At 55.4% G+C, this 19,849-nt stretch carries 17 protein-coding genes; 7 read left to right on the forward strand and 10 right to left on the reverse strand.

Going from position 1 to position 19,849, the window contains the following annotated elements; all coding sequences use genetic code 11:
- Window positions 1-26: 26 nt before the first annotated feature.
- Window positions 27-1,847, forward strand: coding sequence for a translational GTPase TypA (typA, locus tag K3729_11680; GenBank protein ID UWR01032.1), 1,821 nt, complete (start codon window positions 27-29; stop codon window positions 1,845-1,847).
- 52 nt (window positions 1,848-1,899) lie between these two features.
- On the opposite strand, the gene K3729_11685 is transcribed toward typA, so the two are convergent.
- The 4 genes from K3729_11685 to recA all read right to left on the reverse strand — a co-directional run bounded on the left by K3729_11685 (window position 1,900) and on the right by recA (window position 6,612).
- Complete coding sequence (locus K3729_11685; GenBank protein UWQ98124.1) at window positions 1,900-2,415, reverse strand: hypothetical protein; 516 nt, start codon at window positions 2,413-2,415, stop codon at window positions 1,900-1,902.
- 55 nt (window positions 2,416-2,470) lie between these two features.
- Entirely contained in the window at window positions 2,471-2,761 is a 291-nt protein-coding gene (locus K3729_11690; protein ID UWQ98125.1) for a DUF1330 domain-containing protein, read from the reverse strand.
- The gene (alaS, locus tag K3729_11695; GenBank protein UWQ98126.1) at window positions 2,761-5,415 is read right to left on the reverse strand and encodes an alanine--tRNA ligase; all 2,655 of its coding nucleotides are present in this window, start codon (window positions 5,413-5,415) and stop codon (window positions 2,761-2,763) included. The genes K3729_11690 and alaS overlap by 1 nt, the downstream gene beginning before the upstream one ends.
- A gap of 120 nt (window positions 5,416-5,535) precedes the next feature.
- The gene (gene recA, locus K3729_11700) at window positions 5,536-6,612 is read right to left on the reverse strand and encodes a recombinase RecA (GenBank protein ID UWQ98127.1); all 1,077 of its coding nucleotides are present in this window, start codon (window positions 6,610-6,612) and stop codon (window positions 5,536-5,538) included.
- Between the two features lie 196 nt (window positions 6,613-6,808).
- On the opposite strand from recA, the gene K3729_11705 reads away from it, so the two are divergent.
- On the forward strand, window positions 6,809-7,411 hold the full coding sequence (locus K3729_11705; protein UWQ98128.1) for a sulfotransferase family 2 domain-containing protein: 603 nt from the start codon (window positions 6,809-6,811) through the stop codon (window positions 7,409-7,411).
- On the opposite strand, the gene glpK is transcribed toward K3729_11705, so the two are convergent.
- A complete protein-coding gene (glpK, locus tag K3729_11710) occupies window positions 7,412-8,899 on the reverse strand; it encodes a glycerol kinase GlpK (GenBank protein ID UWQ98129.1) in 1,488 nt (495 codons plus the stop codon). It abuts the gene before it with no gap.
- Between the two features lie 47 nt (window positions 8,900-8,946).
- Window positions 8,947-10,503: a glycerol-3-phosphate dehydrogenase gene (gene glpD / locus K3729_11715; protein UWQ98130.1), complete on the reverse strand. Its 1,557-nt coding sequence runs from the start codon at window positions 10,501-10,503 to the stop codon at window positions 8,947-8,949.
- A gap of 151 nt (window positions 10,504-10,654) precedes the next feature.
- Between glpD and K3729_11720 the strand changes: the two genes are divergently transcribed.
- Window positions 10,655-11,413, forward strand: coding sequence for a DeoR/GlpR family DNA-binding transcription regulator (locus tag K3729_11720; protein UWQ98131.1), 759 nt, complete (start codon window positions 10,655-10,657; stop codon window positions 11,411-11,413).
- On the opposite strand, the gene K3729_11725 is transcribed toward K3729_11720, so the two are convergent.
- Window positions 11,410-12,123: an RlmE family RNA methyltransferase gene (locus K3729_11725; GenBank protein ID UWQ98132.1), complete on the reverse strand. Its 714-nt coding sequence runs from the start codon at window positions 12,121-12,123 to the stop codon at window positions 11,410-11,412. The two genes, K3729_11720 and K3729_11725, sit on opposite strands and share 4 nt — an antisense overlap.
- Window positions 12,124-12,186: 63 nt before the next feature.
- Window positions 12,187-13,299, reverse strand: coding sequence for a Ppx/GppA family phosphatase (locus K3729_11730; protein UWQ98133.1), 1,113 nt, complete (start codon window positions 13,297-13,299; stop codon window positions 12,187-12,189).
- 252 nt (window positions 13,300-13,551) lie between these two features.
- On the opposite strand from K3729_11730, the gene K3729_11735 reads away from it, so the two are divergent.
- The 4 genes from K3729_11735 (at window position 13,552) to K3729_11750 (ending at window position 17,785) form a co-directional block, all read left to right on the forward strand.
- Window positions 13,552-13,848: a virulence factor gene (locus tag K3729_11735; protein UWQ98134.1), complete on the forward strand. Its 297-nt coding sequence runs from the start codon at window positions 13,552-13,554 to the stop codon at window positions 13,846-13,848.
- A gap of 31 nt (window positions 13,849-13,879) precedes the next feature.
- A complete protein-coding gene (locus K3729_11740) occupies window positions 13,880-14,818 on the forward strand; it encodes a methylenetetrahydrofolate reductase (protein UWQ98135.1) in 939 nt (312 codons plus the stop codon).
- A gap of 11 nt (window positions 14,819-14,829) precedes the next feature.
- Window positions 14,830-15,897, forward strand: coding sequence for a methyltetrahydrofolate cobalamin methyltransferase (locus K3729_11745; protein UWQ98136.1), 1,068 nt, complete (start codon window positions 14,830-14,832; stop codon window positions 15,895-15,897).
- A 415-nt stretch (window positions 15,898-16,312) separates the two neighbouring features.
- Window positions 16,313-17,785: a hypothetical protein gene (locus K3729_11750; protein ID UWQ98137.1), complete on the forward strand. Its 1,473-nt coding sequence runs from the start codon at window positions 16,313-16,315 to the stop codon at window positions 17,783-17,785.
- A gap of 60 nt (window positions 17,786-17,845) precedes the next feature.
- On the opposite strand, the gene K3729_11755 is transcribed toward K3729_11750, so the two are convergent.
- Together K3729_11755 and K3729_11760 are read right to left on the reverse strand one after the other, a co-directional pair.
- Window positions 17,846-18,292: a DNA polymerase III subunit chi gene (locus K3729_11755; GenBank protein ID UWQ98138.1), complete on the reverse strand. Its 447-nt coding sequence runs from the start codon at window positions 18,290-18,292 to the stop codon at window positions 17,846-17,848.
- 4 nt (window positions 18,293-18,296) lie between these two features.
- On the reverse strand, window positions 18,297-19,763 hold the full coding sequence (locus tag K3729_11760) for a leucyl aminopeptidase (GenBank protein ID UWQ98139.1): 1,467 nt from the start codon (window positions 19,761-19,763) through the stop codon (window positions 18,297-18,299).
- Window positions 19,764-19,849: the final 86 nt, after the last annotated feature.

Below are 19,849 nucleotides of genomic sequence, written 5' to 3' on the forward strand. Positions count from 1 at the left end.
CTGAACTCCCGATGAAAGACCATGATATGGATATCCGCAATATCGCGATTATCGCGCACGTTGACCACGGCAAGACGACACTTGTTGACGAACTTCTGAAACAATCCGGTGTTTACCGCGACAACGAAGCCACCGTTGAACGGGCGATGGACAGCAATGACATCGAACGCGAACGCGGGATCACGATTCTTGCGAAATGTACGTCCGTTGAATGGAAAGGCACTCGTATCAACATCGTTGATACGCCAGGCCACGCCGACTTCGGCGGCGAAGTGGAACGCATTCTGTCCATGGTTGACGGCGTTGTTCTGCTGGTTGATGCGGCTGAAGGCCCAATGCCACAGACGAAATTCGTAACCGCGAAAGCATTGGCCCTTGGCCTGCGCCCAATCGTTGTTGTGAACAAAGTCGACAAAGCAGACGGCGACCCAGACAATGCAGTCGATCTTTGCTTCGACTTGTTCGCCAACCTTGATGCAGACGACGACCAGCTCGATTTCCCAACGATGTTCGCATCCGGTCGTGCAGGCTGGTGTGACCAAGAACTCGACGGACCACGCGAAAACCTTGACGCGCTGTTCGACCAGATTGTTGAGCACGTCCCAACACCTGCGCAAATCACCCGCAAAGACGAACCATTCCAAATGCTCGCCACAACCCTGTCCGCTGACCCGTTCATCGGTCGTATTCTGACAGGCCGCGTGGAAGCTGGTACGTTGAAAGCAGGCGACACGGTTAAGGCGCTATCCCGTGACGGCACAAAAATCGAACAATTCCGCGCGTCCAAGATCCTCGCGTTCCGTGGCCTGATGCAGCAGCCAATCGACGTGGCCGAAGCGGGCGACATCGTCACAGTGGCTGGCATGACCAAAGCGACGGTTGCCGACACCCTGTGTGATCCGGAAATCAACGAAGCGATCCCTGCCCAGCCGATCGATCCGCCAACCATCACAGTGACCTTCGGGATCAACGACAGCCCACTGGCTGGTCGTGACGGCAAGCACGTGCAATCCCGCGTCATCCGCAACCGTCTTGAAAAAGAATGCGAAGTGAACGTTGCGATTAAAATCGCTGACACCGAAAAAGGCGACGCGTTTGAAGTCTCCGGTCGTGGCGAATTGCAGATGGGCGTGTTGATCGAAAACATGCGCCGCGAAGGGTTCGAGCTGTCCATCTCGCGTCCACAGGTAATTTTCAAAGACATCGACGGCGTGCGTAACGAGCCAATCGAAGAAGCGACAATCGACGTTGATGACGAGTACACAGGCGTCGTTGTTGAAAAACTGACTGGCCCACGCAAAGGCGAATTGGTTGAGATGAAACCAGCAGGCGTCGGCAAAACGCGTATCGTGGCCCACGTGCCATCACGCGGCCTGATCGGCTACCACGGCGAATTCCTGACAGACACACGCGGCTCAGGCATCCTGAACCGTCTGTTCCACGGCTGGGCACCTTACAAAGGTAAAATCCAGGGTCGTCGTCAGGGCGTTCTGATCTCTATGGAGAACGGCACATCCGTGGCCTTCGCATTGTGGAAACTCGAAGATCGCGGCAAGTTCTTCATCGGCGCACAAGAAGCGGTTTACCAAGGCATGATCATCGGCGAACACAGCCGTGAAAACGACCTCGAAGTGAACCCGCTCAAAGGCAAACAGCTGACCAACGTGCGGGCCTCCGGTACGGATGAAGCGGTGCGTTTGACAACACCAGTGACCATGACGCTGGAACAAGCGATTGCGTATATCGACGACGACGAATTGGTCGAAGTCACGCCAAACGCGATCCGGTTGCGCAAACGCTACCTCGATCCACACGAACGTAAACGCCAGTCGCGTTCAGCAGAATAAAAACAAAAAAGCCGCGCTCACTGCGCGGCTTTTTCTTTTAGACTGAAGTAGATCAAACAGGAAAAATGCGCATTAAATCAGCAATCGCTTCCTGCTGACGCTCCGTTAGGCCATCTTTTGCGAGCTCACCAAAGATATCCTGAGCAACGCTCAGGTAGTCAGTGCCGTTCAATTTTTTCCAACGCCGCGCCACCCGATCGAATGCCTCAACCTCACCGCCACACTGTTGAATGACCCAGCGACCGTAAACCTGAAGTTCCTTCGCATCCTCTTCAGAACACCGCAACTTTGACCGCAATAACAAGTGCAAATGATCGTACTGGTCCTTCGACGGAAGATCATCAAGGCCAATAAATGCCATCGCCATAGTACCGACAGCGACTTCCGGGTCATCGATTGATTCTACAGGATGAACATTCGTCTGTCGTCGAAATGCTAATCGTCGAGGTGCATTTCTGATTGTCGTGACAGTGTCGCTGGCCACATTCAAAGCATCACGGGGGTTTGATCGCACCCAAAACCAGATCAAACCACCTAGTGTGCTCAGAATTAGGATAATAATTGGCATTACATTTCCACTACTTAGTTAACCTCCTCAAACTAGGAGGTAACAAAGCCGGAAATCAACCAATCTCTTCCACAATACTCAACTCACGCTGGCTCGCACCTTTGGCGAAGCTCAACGCGTGTTGGTAGGCCTCTGAATAGTAGCAATCATGCGCCGCTTGCAGGCTTGGGAAACGCGCGACCACGTTGCGGGACCGTTCCGGCCCTTCCAACTGTTCGAACTTCCCGCCACGTGCCAGAAATTCGCCCTTAAAGTCGTCAATCGCCACGGTCGCCCGTTTCGCATATTCGGCGTAAGACGCTTCGTCCGTTACGGTCACATGCGCAATCCAAAGTGCAGTTGGCATCACAGGCCCTCCAAGTAAGTTTTCGCAGCAGCAATCGCGTCATCAGCCTTTTCAGCCGATGCACCGCCACCCTGCGCCATATCAGGACGACCACCGCCGCCTTTACCGCCCAATAGTGGCACGGCCGCGCGCAGCACGTCTACCGCCGACACTTTGTCGGTCAGGTCTTTGGTCACACCAGCCGCGACAGCCGCTTTGCCGCCCGTGTCGGCGATCAACAGCACAACGCCGCTCCCAATGCGATCTTTCATCTGGTCAACCAGTCCCGGCAGGTCTTTGCCCGTGATGCCCTGCATCACCTGACCGATAAAACCCATGCCGTTCACCTGCGCATCAGCAGGCGCAGCATCACCGCCACCGCCCATCGCCACATCGCGACGCAATTGCGCCACTTCATTGGCCAGCGCTTTGCGTTCATCCATCAAAGCCTTCACACGATCCGCGACATCCGCCGCAGGTGCTTTCAGCACATTCGCCACAGCCGCAAGCCGCTGGTCCTGCGCACGCAGATAGTCCAACGCAGCTTGCCCTGTCAGCGCTTCGATCCGGCGAACACCCGCACTGGAAGCGCTATCGCCCAACGTTACAAACGCGCCGATTTCACCAAGCCGATCCACATGCGTACCGCCACACAGTTCAAGACTATAAGTCGCACCGTCGGTGCCCTTACCTGATCCATCTTGCTGCCCCATGGACACAACACGCACTTCGTCGCCGTATTTTTCGCCAAATAGCGCCTGCGCTCCAAGACCGCGTGCATCGTCAGGTGTCATGATCCGCGTCTCGACGACGCCGTTCTGACGGATAATCGCGTTCACTTCGCGTTCGACTTTATCAAGGTCTTCCAGACTGACCGCATTATTGTGGCTGAAATCAAACCGCAGACGATCCGGCGCATTCAACGACCCTTTCTGCGCGATATGATCGCCCAGTACATTCCGTAAAGCTTCATTCAGTAGATGCGTCGCAGAGTGGTTCGCTTGGATCGCGGCACGGCGATCTGCATCCACGGCCAAAACAGCGGCCTGTCCAGATTTGACTTCGCCCTCTGTCACGGTGCCGATGTGAATGAACACGCCCGCCACCTTTTTCGTGTCCGTAATCGTGGCCACGCCGGTTTCCGTCTTGATGATGCCAGCATCGCCAACCTGACCACCGGATTCCGCGTAGAATGGCGATTGGTTCAACGCGATTTGCACGTCAGCTGACGCTGCATCAGCGGACTCGCCATCCACGATCAACGCCACGATCTGACCTTCTGCAGACAGGTTTTCGTAGCCCAAGAAATCAGTCGTGCCGTGGCTGTCCGCCACATCGAACCATACACTCGCATCAGCTTGCGCACCCGTGCCAGACCACGCGGCACGCGCCTTGGCCTTCTGCTCAGCCATCGCTGCATCAAAGCCATCGGTATCCACACCCAGACCCTTTTCGCGCAACGCGTCTTGGGTCAGGTCGAGCGGGAAACCGTAGGTGTCATACAATTTAAACGCCGCCGCACCAGGCAAATCAGCGCCTTCGGACAGGCTGGACACCTCATCGTCGAGCAGTTTCAGACCACGATCCAATGTCGTCTTGAACCGGATCTCTTCGTTCAGCAATGTTTCTTCAATCAACCGCTGACCTTGGCCCAATTCAGGGTATGCAGCGCCCATCTGTTTGACCAGCTCAGGCACCAGTTTGTGCATGACAGGATCTTTCGCACCCAACAGATGCGCATGACGCATCGCACGGCGCATGATCCGCCGCAGCACGTAACCACGACCTTCGTTCGACGGCAGAACACCTTCGGCAATCAGGAACGACGTGGACCGCAAATGGTCCGCAATCACGCGGTGGTGCGTGTTGCCGTCACCATCCGGATCAACGGACGTGGCCTGCGCGGAGGCCTCGATCAACGCACGCATCAAATCGGTGTCATAGTTGTCGTGTTTGCCTTGCAGCAACGCGCCGATCCGTTCCAGGCCCATGCCCGTATCAATCGACTGCATGTCCAGCGGCGTCATCGTGCCGTCAGCATGCTGTTCGTTCTGCATAAACACGACGTTCCAAATCTCGATGAACCGGTCGCCGTCTTCTTCCGCTGATCCCGGAGGACCACCCCAGATGTGATCGCCGTGGTCATAGAAAATCTCGGTACACGGGCCACAAGGACCAGTCGGCCCCATCCGCCAAAAATTGTCATCAGTCGGAATGCGGATAATCCGGTCATCGGACAACCCGCCAACCTTTTTCCAGATGTCTGCCGCTTCGTCATCCGTGTGGTAAACAGTCACGAGCAGCTTGTCTTTGTTGATCCCGAAATCTTTGGTCAACAATTCCCAAGCATATGGAATCGCTTCGTTTTTGAAATAATCGCCAAAGCTGAAGTTACCGAGCATTTCAAAAAACGTATGGTGTCGCGCCGTATAACCCACGTTATCCAGATCGTTGTGCTTGCCGCCTGCGCGCACACATTTCTGGCTGGTCGTCGCACGCTGGTACGGGCCCTGTTCAACACCGGTGAACCGGTTCTTGAACTGAACCATGCCAGAGTTGGTGAACATCAAAGTCGGATCATTGCGCGGGACAAGCGGGCTAGAGGCCACAACTTCGTGCCCATTACGCGCGTAAAAATCCAAGAAGGTAGAGCGGATATCGGACAGGCTGGTCATGGGCGTCTTTCGCAGGAAAATAAGGTTATCTCGTGAAATACCCGCAGGTCCGCAAACTGTCCACAGCCAACGCAAAAGGGCGCCCCATCAGGGACGCCCTTTGCTAATATTTCAGACGATTTACATCTCGACGAGGTCGTCGTCACCCGATGGCATGTCGTCGCCGTCAAAATCCAGACCATGTGCGGCGCGAATCTTGTCTTCGATCTCAATCGCGATGTGGCTGTTTTCGCGCAGGAATGTTTTCGAATTCTCACGCCCCTGCCCGATCCGTTCGTCCCCATAAGAGAACCACGCACCGGATTTTTCAACGACACCAGCTTTCACACCCAGATCAAGCAATTCGCCCATCTTGGAAATGCCTTCACCGTACATGATATCAAACTCGACCTGTTTGAATGGCGGCGCGACCTTGTTCTTCACAACCTTCACACGGGTCGCGTTACCCACGACTTCGTCACGGTCTTTGATCGCACCAATGCGGCGGATATCCAGACGGACAGACGCGTAGAATTTCAACGCGTTACCACCGGTTGTCGTCTCAGGTGAACCAAACATAACGCCGATTTTCATCCGGATTTGGTTGATGAAAATCACCATACAGCCGGACCGGTTGATCGACCCTGTCAGTTTCCGCATCGCTTGCGACATCAGACGGGCATGCACACCTACAGAGCTGTCACCCATGTCGCCTTCAAGTTCGGATTTCGGCGTCAATGCCGCAACCGAATCGACAACTACAAGGCTAACCGCACCGGACCGGACCAGCGTATCCACAATCTCGAGCGCCTGCTCACCTGTGTCAGGCTGCGAAATCAGCAGCTCATCCAGGTTCACGCCCAGCTTTTTCGCGTAACCCGGGTCAAGCGCATGTTCCGCGTCAACAAAGGCACAAACGCCGCCCTTTTTCTGCTCTTCAGCCAGCGTATGCAGCGTCAGCGTGGTTTTACCGGACGATTCCGGTCCATAAATCTCAACAATTCGACCTTTCGGCAGACCGCCAATGCCAAGCGCGATATCCAAACCCAACGACCCTGTGGACGTCGCTTCGATATCCGGCATCTGGTTGCCGCCACCGAGGGTCATGATCGACCCTTTACCAAACTGACGTTCGATCTGCGCCAAAGCGCTATCCAACGCCTTTTGTTTGTCCGCTGTTTTCTTATCAGTCATTTTCAGAAGTTCTGCCGTTGCCATGTCAATTACGCCCTTATTCCATAGGCCCTGTCGGGCTACAATCGCTGCTTTGTTCTTTTTATGTTCTCTTTACCATATGAGACCAAAACCAGAACATTTCAACTAAAATCTTTGAACACTATGAAATGCTATTGGTGGTTAATTAAGTATTTATGCCTTACGATAAACGGCATCGAACATCACAAACGGACCCCAAATGCTTGTTTTCTGGGCTGAAAAACTTGTCTTCCTTGCCGTACCCAAAACCGGCACCACCGCGATTGAAGGGGCGTTAGCCCCGCGTGCGTCCATGGTGCTGCGTGATCCGCCGCAGCTGAAACATTCACCCGTTTACCGCTACAAACGATTCCTTCAGCCGCTTTTTGCCCAAGGCGGCGGCCAAGATGACATGGAAACCTTCGCCATGGTCCGCAATCCGATCGACTGGCTTGGCAGTTGGTATCGCTACCGCGCGCGCGATGAAATTGTCGGAACAGAAAATTCAACCCGCGACATTAGCTTCGACGATTTCGTGGTGGAATACTGCAAAGGACAGCCGGCATCCTTCGCGAATGTCGGATCACAGGCGAAGTTCCTGACCTTAGGCGATAAATCCGTCGGCGTGAACCATCTCTACAAATACGAAGCGATGCCCAAAGCCATCGATTTCCTGAAACAACGGCTCAAAAAAGACGAGATCAAACTCAACCGCAAAAACGTCTCACCACCAATGGCGCTGACGATTTCACAGGATGTAGAGGCGCGACTGCGTGACCGCCGCGCCTTTGAATTTTCTGTTTGGGATCAGGGCCAGTCCTGATTAACGCGACAACGTCCGTTCAATCGCGTCCTGCCAGCCGGCATAGCGGCGGCTGCGGCTGTCTTCGTCCATTTGCGGATCGAACCGCTGGTCCAACGCCCAATTTGCGGCAAAGCCTGCCTGATCAGGGTAGACCCCTGCCCGCATCCCCGCCAGCCAAGCCACGCCAAGCGCGGTTGTTTCCAAAACCTTCGGCCGATCCACAGGCGCACCAATGATGTCGGACAGGAACTGCATCGACCAGTCAGACGCGCTCATCCCGCCATCAACGCGCAAAACACCCGCATCTGCGGCATCCGGCCAATCGCTTTTCATCGCATCCAGCAGATCGCGAGTCTGATACCCAACACTTTCCAAAGCGGCTTTCGCGAATTCCGCAGGACCAGACCCACGCGTCAGACCGTAAATCGCCCCGCGTGCATCAGCGTCCCAATGCGGCGCACCAAGACCGGTAAAGGCAGGAACAAGATACAGTTCCTGCGTTTCATCCGCATCCTCAGCCAGCTTTTGTGTCTCGCTTGCATGTTCAATGATGCCCAACCCATCGCGCAGCCATTGCACAACAGCGCCTGCAATAAAGATCGACCCTTCCAGCGCATAAGTCATTTTGCCGTCCAACTGATAGGCAATTGTACCGAGCATCCGCTTCTGACTGCGCACCAACGTGTCGCCCGTGTTCAACAACGCAAAACACCCCGTGCCATATGTCGATTTCAACATGCCCGGTTCAAAACAGGCCTGCCCGATGGTCGCGGCCTGCTGATCACCCGCGACACCCAAAATCGGCACCTCCGCACCCAAGATAGACGCATCCGTCACACCAAAATCAGCGGCGCAATCAAGCACTTCTGGCAGCATCTTCATCGGAACGCCAAGACGCGCACAAATGCTTTCGTCCCACGCGCCTTCACGGATGTTATACAGCATCGTACGGGCCGCATTGGTCGCATCGGTCACATGCCGCGCACCGTTGGTGAACATCCAGATCAAGTAACTATCGACGGTCCCGAACAGCAGTTCACCCGCCTCGGCACGCGCACGCGCACCATCAACGTTGTCGAGAATCCATTTCAGCTTCGTGCTCGAAAAATAAGGGTCGAGCAGCAGACCGGTCTTTTCGGTCACTTCATCCTCGAACCCGTCCGCTTTCAATTCGCGACAAAGCTCTGCTGTCCGTCGATCCTGCCAAACGATAGCGTTATGTATAGCCTCGCCCGTTGCTTTGTCCCAAACAACCACGGTTTCGCGCTGGTTCGTGATGCCAATCGCAGCCACATCAGCAGCAGCTATGCCCGCCTTTGACATCGCACCTTTTGCGGTGGACACAGTCGTCGCCCACAGATCCGCGACCTCATGTTCAACCCAGCCCGATTGCGGAAAATGCTGCGTGAATTCAAGCTGATCAGAGGCCACAACCCCCATGTCTTTGTCAAAAACAATGCCACGGCTTGATGTCGTGCCCTGATCAATGGCCAGAATATAGGTCATGTTGTCCCCCCGAATTTCTTGTGATCTTAACGGCTTGGCAGCAATGCTCAAGCAGTGCCGACAGCCGTCTGGATATAGGTGTCGATGGCTGCAATCTGATCTGACGTCAAACGCAGGCCCAACTTGCTGCGCCGCCATACGATATCTTCGGCGGACCGCGCATATTCGTAACGCATCAGGTAATTCACCTCACGTGCCGTCAGCGTCGCACCAAAATCTTCACCCAGATCAGCCTGTGTCGTGGCATCACCCAGCATGTCCACCGCATCGGTGCCATACGCACGGATCAACCGCAGCGCCCAGAAGTCTGACAAGAAAGGATAATCAGCCTTCAGGGTCGCAACCAAGGCATCGCGATCAGCGACCTTAAAGTCACCACCAGGCAACGCAACGCCAGCCGTCCAGTCGTCCGATCCGCCGACAAATGGGATCATCTTCGCCATGACCTGTTCGGCCAGCTTACGATAAGTTGTAATCTTACCGCCAAAGATATTCAGCAACGGTGCACCGTCGTCGTTCACAGTCAAAACGTAATCGCGGGTTGCGGCCGTCGCGGACTTCGCCCCGTCGTCGTACAACGGACGCACGCCTGAATAGGTCCAGACCACATCGTCGCGCGAAATGTCTTGTTTGAAGTACTGGTTCGCAAACGCGACAAGGTAGTCTTGTTCTTCATCCGTAGCGACAGGTTTCGCGCTAACGTCCGTATGTTCGGCGTCTGTTGTGCCGATCAAGGTAAAGTCGGTCTCGTACGGGATAGCAAAGATAATCCGCCCGTCTTCACCTTGGAAGAAATAGGATTTATCGTGATCGAACAAACGCTTGGTCACGATATGTGATCCACGGACCAGCCGCACTCCTTCGGTCGCATTTAACCGCACGACACCTTTGATAACGTCCTCGACCCATGGGCCACCCGCGTTGACCAATGACCTTGCCGTCACCTGATGCACAACGCCATCATGGTCCAGATCAATCACCCAATGATCATCCTGCCGCTGCGCAAACACCACCTTTGTGCGGGTCATAATCTTCGCGCCGCGTTCTTCGGCGTCGCGTGCGTTCAGCACAACCAACCGCGAATCTTCGATCCAGCAATCGGAATACTCATAGGCGCGTTCGAACTTTTCCTTCAACGGCGCACCCTCAGGCCCCGTCGTCAGATCAAGCGTTTCTGTCCCAGGCAAAATCTCGCGTCCACCAAGGTTGTCATACATGAACAAACCCAAACGGATCAGCCACGCAGGCCTGCGCCCTTTCATCCACGGCATGAACAACGTCAGCAGCTTGGACGTCGGCGTGTCGCCTTCGAACCGCATATCTTTGTGGTACGGCAGCACAAACCGCATCGGCCATGAAATATGCGGCATTGCTTTCAGCAAAACCTCGCGTTCGATCAAGGCCTTTTTTACCAATCCGAATTCGAAAAATTCCAGATAGCGCAGACCGCCATGAAACAACTTCGTCGATGCAGACGACGTGGCCCCACCAAGATCGTTCATCTCGGCCAGTCCAACCTGCAACCCACGGCCCTGCGCGTCACGGGCAACGCCCACACCGTTGATGCCGCCACCGATGATGAAAATATCGAAATCTGTGTTCATGTGCTTCGTCCAAATCTGTTTGCGGATCGATAACAACCCACCTGCCAGACGCAACGACTGACGCGATAGAATGTTCCATCATTGCAAAGCGAACCGAACCCTTCTGGATATATCTGGCAATTCATGTTCGCTTTGACTAAAAACCGAACACATGGATACCGAAACCCGCCACACCGCCATCCTGACCCGCGCCCGCGACAAAGGCAAAGTCAGCGCCACGCAACTCGCCGCCCACTTCGACGTCGCAGTGCAAACAATCCGGCGTGACCTACGCGAACTCGCGCAAGCGGGTCTGCTGGAACGGGTGCATGGCGGCGCGGTTCTACCGTCCGGCACGCGCAACATCGGCTACGACGACCGTCGTGCACTGAACCGTGACGCCAAGGCACGGATCGCGGCAAAAGCTGCGCGTCTGATACCGGACAACGCGTCGCTGTTCCTCAACATCGGGACAACAACCGAAGCCCTCGCCCGCGCCTTACACCATCACCGCAATCTGAAAGTCGTGACCAATAATCTCAACGTCGCCAACATCTTGGCCCACACCCGCGATTGCGAAGTCGTCGTGGCAGGCGGTGTTCTACGCCCGTCCGATGGCGGTCTTGTTGGTGACCTCGCAGCACTCGCCATTGCGCGGTTCAAAGTAGATATAGCAGTGATCGGCGCATCGGCAATCGATCTGGACGGTGACCTGCTGGACTTCGATCCCGAAGAAGTGCGCGTATCTCAGGCCATCATCGGGGCCGCGCGTAAAACCATGGTCCTGTCAGACAAGGCCAAATTCACACGCAAAGCGCCCGTCAAAATTGGATCACTGCAGGACGTTGATGATTTCGTGACCGATGGCATCCCGTCCGAACGGCTCGCAAACGCACTATCGGACTGGGGCACCAAGGTGCATCTGGCCTAGCCTTTGAAACCAGTCGCGACGACGAACTTTTCCGAACTGTCTTGGCGGGATGATGGCGGCTTCACGTTTGCAACTTTGGTGAAGCGGTTCTTCAACAACTTCTGCAAATCGCCTTCCGCACCACCAGCCAGAGTCTTGGCAATAAAGGTACCACCTTCCACCAGAACATCGAAAGAGAAATAGGCAGCCGCTTCGCACAACGCGATAATCCGCAAATGGTCGGTCTGTTTGTGGCCGGATGACGACGCGGCCATATCCGACATCACAACATCCGCCTGACCACCAAGCCATTCCATGACCTTCTTGTCCGCATCATCCTCAAGAAAATCGAGCTGATGGATTTCAGCACCCGGAATGGGTTCAACTTCTTGCAAATCAATGCCCAACACAGTGCCAACCGCTTTAGACTTCCGATCACCCAAGGCGTTGATCCTTGGCACAGCCACCTGAATCCAGCCACCAGGCGCACAGCCCAAATCGACGATCCGCGCACCCGGCACTAAGAACTGGAACTTCTCGTTCAATTCCAGAATCTTATACGCCGCCCGCCCGCGATAACCGTCCTTCTTGGCCCGCACGACATAAGGATCGTTCAACTGACGCTGCAACCACCGCGTCGAACTTTGCGACCGACCACGGGCCGATTTGACCTTTACGGTCAGATCACGCTGGCCACGGCCGCTAGAGTTCTTTGTTGGAGTCTTCGCCATCTCATCTGTCCTAAACAACTCGCCGCCAACAGGCCGCAATTTTTCTAGAAAAATTGCCCTACTCTAAAACGGCGCGTCTTCCAACACACCATCTGCGGACATTTGCTGGTATAACAGCCCTTCACGCAATCCGCGATCCGCCACTGATAAACGATCCGTCGGCCACAACCGCATCAAAGCCTGCAAAATCGCAGAGCCTGACATAATCAGCGCCTGCCGGTCCTTACCAATCCGCGGATCACTGCGCCGCCCGTTTGGACCAAGGCTCAGGTAATTGCGGATCACTTTGTCAATCTGGTCAGACGTCATGCGCAACCCGTCGACCTTCGTGCGGTCGTAGCGCTTCAGGCCCAGATGACTGGCGGCCACGGTCGTTACCGTCCCGCTGGTGCCCACAATCTGAAACCCCTCACGTGCTTGCGCGGCAGAGTAAGGCGAGAAATCTTCAAGGTTTTCCTCAAAGAACCAAGACATCAACGCAAAACGCGCCGCGTCATCTTCCACATCGGCAAACTGATCGCGCAGCGTCGCCACACCCAAAGGCACCGAAATCCAATCGACGACCTTCGCGGCCGCAAACGGACCGGGATCCGATTTGAACCCCGCGTGTAGCCGCATAATCGCATGCGGGCGTTCGCGTTTTGGCACATTGGTCAGATCAATCCAAACCAGTTCAGTCGACCCGCCGCCAATATCAACGACCAGCAGCTGCTCTGTTTTGGTGCTGACCAACGGCGCGCAGGAAATCACCGCAAGACGCGCTTCTTCTTCAGGCTTGATGATCTCAAGCTTCAGACCCGTCTCGCGACTGACTTGCGCCACAAAACTATGCCCGTTTTTCGCACGCCTACAGGCTTCCGTTGCGACAAGTCGCATCCGTTTCACACCGTGGCGATCCAGCTTTTGCTTGCACACACGCATCGCGGAAATCGTCCTGTTCATGGACGTCCGCGACAGTTTCCCCGTGCTTTCAAGCCCTTGGCCCAATTGCACAGACTTCGTAAAGCTATCGACCACATGAAACTGACTGCCCTTCGGTTGGGCAATCAACATGCGACAGCTATTTGTGCCCAAATCCAAGGCAGCATAAAGCTGCGCCGGATCAGGCGATATTGGCGCGGGGGTATCGACCGCTTTGGGAAACGCGCCCGCACCGTTGGGACGCTTGGGCGCCATCTGACACGCCCTCCATTTCTAAGTTACCCCCAAGCTATGTCTGGACGGCGCGCCGCGCAAGCCTTGCATGCGATACAGTCACGCTTTCATGAACGCGACACATGAACATAGTGAAGAATACGGGCGCGCGGGCCTGTGGTGTTTGCCAACAAGCATCGGCATAAAAATGAAGTCGCCATTGTTACAATCATGTCGATATCAGGCGATGGACGGACAAAAGTGCTGTTACAGATAGCAAAAAGGGAGGCCGTGATGGCAGATGTGATCATCGTTTATTGGCGCGACATGCCAGCTCAGGTTCTAGTGGGCCGTGGGCGTCGGGGTGTGAAGTTGCCTTTGCCAGAGCGCTTTGAACAAGCAATTGATCGGGCCGCGATGAAATCGGGTGCCGCAGAATCTGATGCCTACCTTGAAGGGTTCCGCAAAGCCGCCCCCATTCCAGTAGACGGCAGTGACGAAGAAGCGGCAGCAGCAACTGTCGCGAAAATCGAAGCTGAATACGACCAAGAGCGGATCAAAACCCTGATTGCAAACGATGGCTGGGCGTAGGGCCCTGTCTTTTTCTGTAAAGGAGGCTGTGATGGCCCTGCTGAACTTCCGCAAGAAATCCGAAGACCCTGCCCCAGTGTCTGACAACGTCACAGCCTTTCTCAAGGATTACTCGATAGAGGTCATGCCGCGCACGGCAGAGAAAATCGTCGACTTCCAAAGCCTCCTGCCGACTGGAACCCGGGTCTACATCGCCCATATCGAAGGGACGCCGATTGAAGACATGGTCGCGACGGCCAAACGACTATCTGCGGACGGCTACAACGTGATGCCGCATTTTCCGGCGCGGATCATCAAAGACCAAGCAACCCTTGGCGATTGGATCGCACGCTACCAAGGCGAAGCAGGCGTCGACCAAGCCCTATTGCTCGCTGGCGGCGTCGCGACCCCGCACGGGGATTTCGATTCGTCGATGCAATTGCTGGAAACGGGCCTCTTCGACAAAGCCGGTTTCAAACGGCTGCACGTCGCAGGCCACCCCGAAGGTAACAAAGACATCGATCCGGATGGCTCAGACGCAAACGTCATGGACGCCCTGCGCTGGAAACAGAAACTCAACGCCACAACGGACGCCGAAATGGCGCTGGCCACGCAATTCGCGTTCGAGGCGGACCCGATCATTGCTTGGGCCGATGCGCTCAAGGACGCGGGCATCACTATCCCCATCCACATCGGCATCGCGGGCCCTGCCAAACTGCAAACGCTGATCAAATTCGCGATCGCCTGTGGCGTCGGCCCGTCCCTGAAAGTGCTGCAAAAACGCGCAATGGACGTGACCAAACTGCTGCTGCCCTACGAACCAAACGACGTGGTCACGCAACTGGCCGACCACAAAGCAGCTAATCCCGACTTTAACATCGAAGCCGTCCACTTCTTCCCGCTAGGCGGCATCAAGACCAACGCAAAATGGGCCATGGCCCACGGCGGGGACAATGCGATCCCTGCCAACCCTGACAAAACTCCTGAGTGAAAGACCGAAATATGACCCGCACGATTGTTGAAAGTAAGACCAAGACGGCCGTCATCGGCTTTGACGAACCATTCTGCGTGATCGGGGAACGGATCAACCCTACGGGTCGGAAGATCCTCGCGGCAGAACTGGAAATGGGCGACTTTTCCCGCGTGGAAGCGGACGCAATCGCGCAGGTCATGGCGGGCGCAAACATCCTCGACGTGAACTCTGGCGCTGTGTTTTCGAACAAAATGGCCGAAGACCCACGTTACGCGGACAACAACTTTGTCGAACCGATGCTGATGAAACAGCTGATCGAAAAGGTGCAAGCCGTCACAGACATTCCGCTGTGCATCGACAGCTCTGTGCCGGGTGCGTTGGAAAACGGTCTGGCAGCTGCCGAAGGGCGTCCACTGCTGAACTCTGTTACCGGCGAAGAAGAACGTCTGGAATTGGTGCTGCCGCTCGTCAAGAAATACAACGTACCAGTTGTGGCCATTTCCAACGATGACACAGGCATTTCCGAAGACCCTGATGTCCGCTTTGCTGTGGCAAAGAAGATCGTTGAACGCGCCGCTGACTTTGGCATTCCAGCCCATGACATCGTGGTCGATCCATTGGTGATGCCAATCGGCGCGATGTCGACTGCGGGCCTACAGGTATTCACGCTCGTGCGCCGTTTGCGCGACGAATTGGGCGTTAACACGACCTGTGGCGCGTCGAACATTTCTTTCGGCCTGCCAAACCGGCACGGTATCAACAACGCATTCCTGCCAATGGCGATGGCCGCTGGCATGACATCCGCGATCATGAACCCAGTAGCGCTGCCAATCGGGCCAAAGAAAATTGCCGAAAAGAAGGCCGAAGTTCTGGCATCCGGTATCATCCTGCCGGACGGCATGGACGACGAAACGTTCGTGCAGATGTTCGGACTCGGGTCCACCAAAGCGCGTGCAGGTTCCGAAATGGAAGCGATCCGCGCGGCGAACTTCCTGACCGATAATGACCCAAGCGGTGCAGAATGGATCAAGGCCAATCGCGTCGCACCGAAAGAAGGCGAAGGACGCGCACGGACGGGCCGCCGCCGTCGGGGATAAACCCACCGTTCGGAACGCTTGCGTCTCTCCAATTCAAGAAAAGCCCGAGGCGAAAACCTCGGGCTTTTCGACTCTGCGCTGTCTCAGCTCGCAGGACAGACTCCACGCATGCGTAGGCAACCACAACATGTCCTGACCCCGCAATATCCGGCGGCACGGACGACGGTCAAAACAGCGCGACACCCCAGACCAAAGCGCAACAACTTCGGCGGAAGTTTGCGCACCACCCTTCCCTACCACATCAAAACACACCCATAATTCATTGTTTAAATTGAATTAAACCAAACTCCACGCAGCGACGCGCCAAGTTGACCTTAAGTCAGGAAATCCCGACTTGAGAAGCATGCCACCCGTGCCACGATATACCCACTCACAAATTTCTATTTTAACGCGATCCATTTTTAGGAGAAGTCCAATGGCCAAGATGCCACACGGGATGTCCCGTCTCGATCTGTTTCTGAAAGAATGCCTAGATAAACACAGCCTGAACGATGACCGCCCCTTGCCCCAAACATTCGGCTATCTGACGCATGCCAATCCTGTCACAGGCAACCTGTCAAAAGCCACAATAGTTGCCGCTTTTGATGCATTGGTGGAAACCATGCGCACAACCGTCGTGAAGGATGGACCTGCTGATGCGGGCATGACGTTCTTCGGGCAATTCATCGACCACGACATTACGCTCGATGCGACCTCGGCCATCGGAACAAAGATCGACCCACGATCAATCCGCAATATCCGCACGCCGGAGCTTGATCTCGATTGCGTCTATGGCGATGGCCCTGAAGCGTCGCCATACCTTTATGGTGGCGGAAATCTTCACGAATTCCTTTTGTTCGGACGCGAAGATAACCCCTACGATCTCGCCCGCAATTGCACAGGTCGCGCGTTAATCGGCGACTTCCGCAACGATGAAAACATCATTGTCAGTCAGGTGCAGGGTGCCTTCATTTGCCTCCATAACATCCTGATGACGCAGGCGGAAAAGAACGGTGCTGTGAAGCGTGACATCGCACATTGTTCATCAATGGGCGTGCGGACTGAAGTTTGGCACGACGTGCTGAACCCCGGTCTCAAGACATTCGAGGAAGTCCGCCGCTTTATCCGGCTGCATTACCAGTGGTTGGTTCTGCATGAATTCTTGCCCAGCTTTGTTGATCAGGCCGATATCGACCACGCCCTATCGCACGACATCTTCCCGGATGCGCCAATGATGCCTGCCGAATTCTCTGTCGCGGCTTACCGTTTTGGACATGCCACGGTGCAGCCTGAATATGCGCTGCGCAAAGGTGAAGCACCTGTCGGTTTGTTTGCATTGGATGGCGGCTTTAAGCCGCGCGATCCGGGTGCGACTATCGACTTGGAAATGTTCTTTGGTCCAGGGGCGCAAAAAGCGCTTCCCGTCGGGACCGACATGGCTGAAACGCTGTTTGAACTACCCAACTTTATCGTTGGCAGCGGTCTGCAATGGGGCGATCACAAGATCCCAGTCGAACAAGCCAAAAAGCTAAGCTTACGGAACATCCTGCGGGATCGCACGGCGATGCTGCTGCCATCCGGTCAGCAAATGGCCCGCCACCTCGGTATTCCGGAATGCCCAACACCACAGGTTCTGAAGGATCATCACGTCGATAAAACGCCGCTGTGGTTCTATTGCCTGCAAGAGGCGCAAGCTTCGGGCAAAGGTAAACTCACAGGTGTTGGCGGTAAGATTGTCGCCTCTGTCATCGTGCGCCTTTTGCGAGAAGACCGCGAAAGCGTGCTGCATATCCCAGACTTCGCACCATGGAGCGGCTTTGGCGAAACCTGCACAATGGGCAACTTGATGAAGTTCGTCGAAAAGCACCGCGACGACGTCGCACACCGCGAAGACCTGTATTGCGGGTAATTTTCAGCATCGACGGGGGCCGCTTTGCGCGGCCCTCGCCTCACAATCCGACCAAGACCGTTAGCTTTCGGCCTTTTTCGTCCAGCGTCCGTCTTCTTGCGCCCAATACTGCGCCTGACACCCCTCAGCTGTCAGTGTTTTCCACTGACCACGTGCGTGGTTCAACGCACCCTCGTCAAAGCCGTCAAACAAGATGCAAACGCGGTCTGACAGCCCGACCTCAGCCGACGTCAGCTCTGCGCCGCCAACAGACATCACGCACTGAAATCCCTCTGCAGGAATGTCTGTGCCTAACAGAACCGGTTGATCAGCGTCATGCACACCGCCCGCCATGCCATGCGGTAAAAACCCGTCATTCCATAGCGTTGCATCAAGCCGTTGAAGTAACCCCTGATCGCGACCACGTACCGCCACCCGCCAACCCGCCGCACGGCATTTGCCAAGCAACATCGGTAAAGTCCGCTCCAACGGCGTGTCCGTCAGGTGGTAGAAATACGCAGCGCCCACAATGTTACCCTTCGTATTTATCAGCAATCAAACGGTTCAGCGCCATCACGCCCCAACCCGTCGCACCTGCGGGCGCCAATGCAGTCTCGGATTTCACCGACGCGGTGCCCGCAATATCCAAATGGCACCATGGCACATCGTCCTTTACAAACCGTTTCAGGAATTGCGCCGCTGTAATCGACCCAGCCATGCGGCCGCCAACGTTCTTCATGTCCGCAATCCGCGACTTGATCAGCGCGTCATAAGCAGGCGACATCGGCATCCGCCATGCGCCTTCGCCCTCTTCACCGGCAGCCTTGATAAACGCACCAGACAGATCATCAGAATTCGAAAACACACCTGCGTTTTCATGGCCCAAAGCAACCAGCATCGCACCAGTCAACGTCGCAAGGTTGATCATCCCAACAGGCGCAAACCGTTCCTGCGTGTACCAAAGCACATCCGCCAGCACGAGCCGCCCTTCGGCGTCCGTATTGATCACCTCAATCGTATCGCCCTTCATCGACGTCACAACATCGCCCGGACGCACTGCATTGCCCGACGGCATGTTTTCAACGATCCCGACAAGGCCCACAACATTGGCCTTCGCCTTGCGCAGCGCCAGCGTTTTCATCACGCCCGACACAACACCCGCGCCGCCCATGTCCATGGTCATGTCTTCCATGCCCGCGCCGGGTTTCAGGCTGATCCCGCCCGTGTCGAACACGACGCCCTTACCAACCAGCGCAAACGGGGCTTCGTCGCCGCCGCCATTCCATTGCATCACAACAACTTTGGACGGGCTGTCAGAACCTTGCCCGACACACAAAAGCGACCCCATCCCGAGCTTTTCAAGATCAGCTTCTTCCAGCACTTCAACTTGCAGCCCAATGTCAGCCATCCCGGCAAGTTGATCGGCAAAAGACGTCGTCGTCAGGTCATTGGCTGGGGCATTGGTCAGATCACGTGTAAAAAACACACCTTCGACAATCGCCGCAATCGGGGCGTAGGCTGCAACGGCAGCGTCCGGATCATTCACCATGAAGGACACATCGCCGGTCTCTTTTGGCTCTGCGGTCTTGTGTGCATCGTAGCTGTAGTTGCGCATCGCGATGCCTTGGGCGATTTCTTCGACGCGGTACGTGGACCCGGCGATCACCAGCATACCATCCTTGCCCAACAGTTTCGCCAAATTGGCACCTGCTTTACGGGCTTCGGTTGATGTTGGACGTCGCGGCAGCTTCACAACCAGCAACGCTTCAGCCGCCAACCCAACAGGCATCGCAATGCTTGTCACATCACCAGCCTTCGCCTTTTCGAAGGCAGCACTCTCCGCAACCCGCGCCACGGTTTTACGGGTCAGGCTGTTCACCTTCCGGCAACCTTGATCCATCTTGCCGTCTTCCGTTACAAAAACGACGACTTTTCTGAGCGTTACAGGCAGATCTTCATGTGCATATGCGAGGAAAGAAATAGGCGTTGGCGTTGTCATGATGACCTCTAATCAAACTGAGTTGCGATATAGGTAGTCCGCCCTCCGCCGATTGGCCAGATATCAGTTCAAACTCCTTTGGAATT

The sequence above is a fragment of the Rhodobacteraceae bacterium S2214 genome (assembly GCA_025141675.1).
In the GTDB taxonomy this organism is placed as follows: Bacteria; Pseudomonadota; Alphaproteobacteria; order Rhodobacterales; family Rhodobacteraceae; genus Yoonia.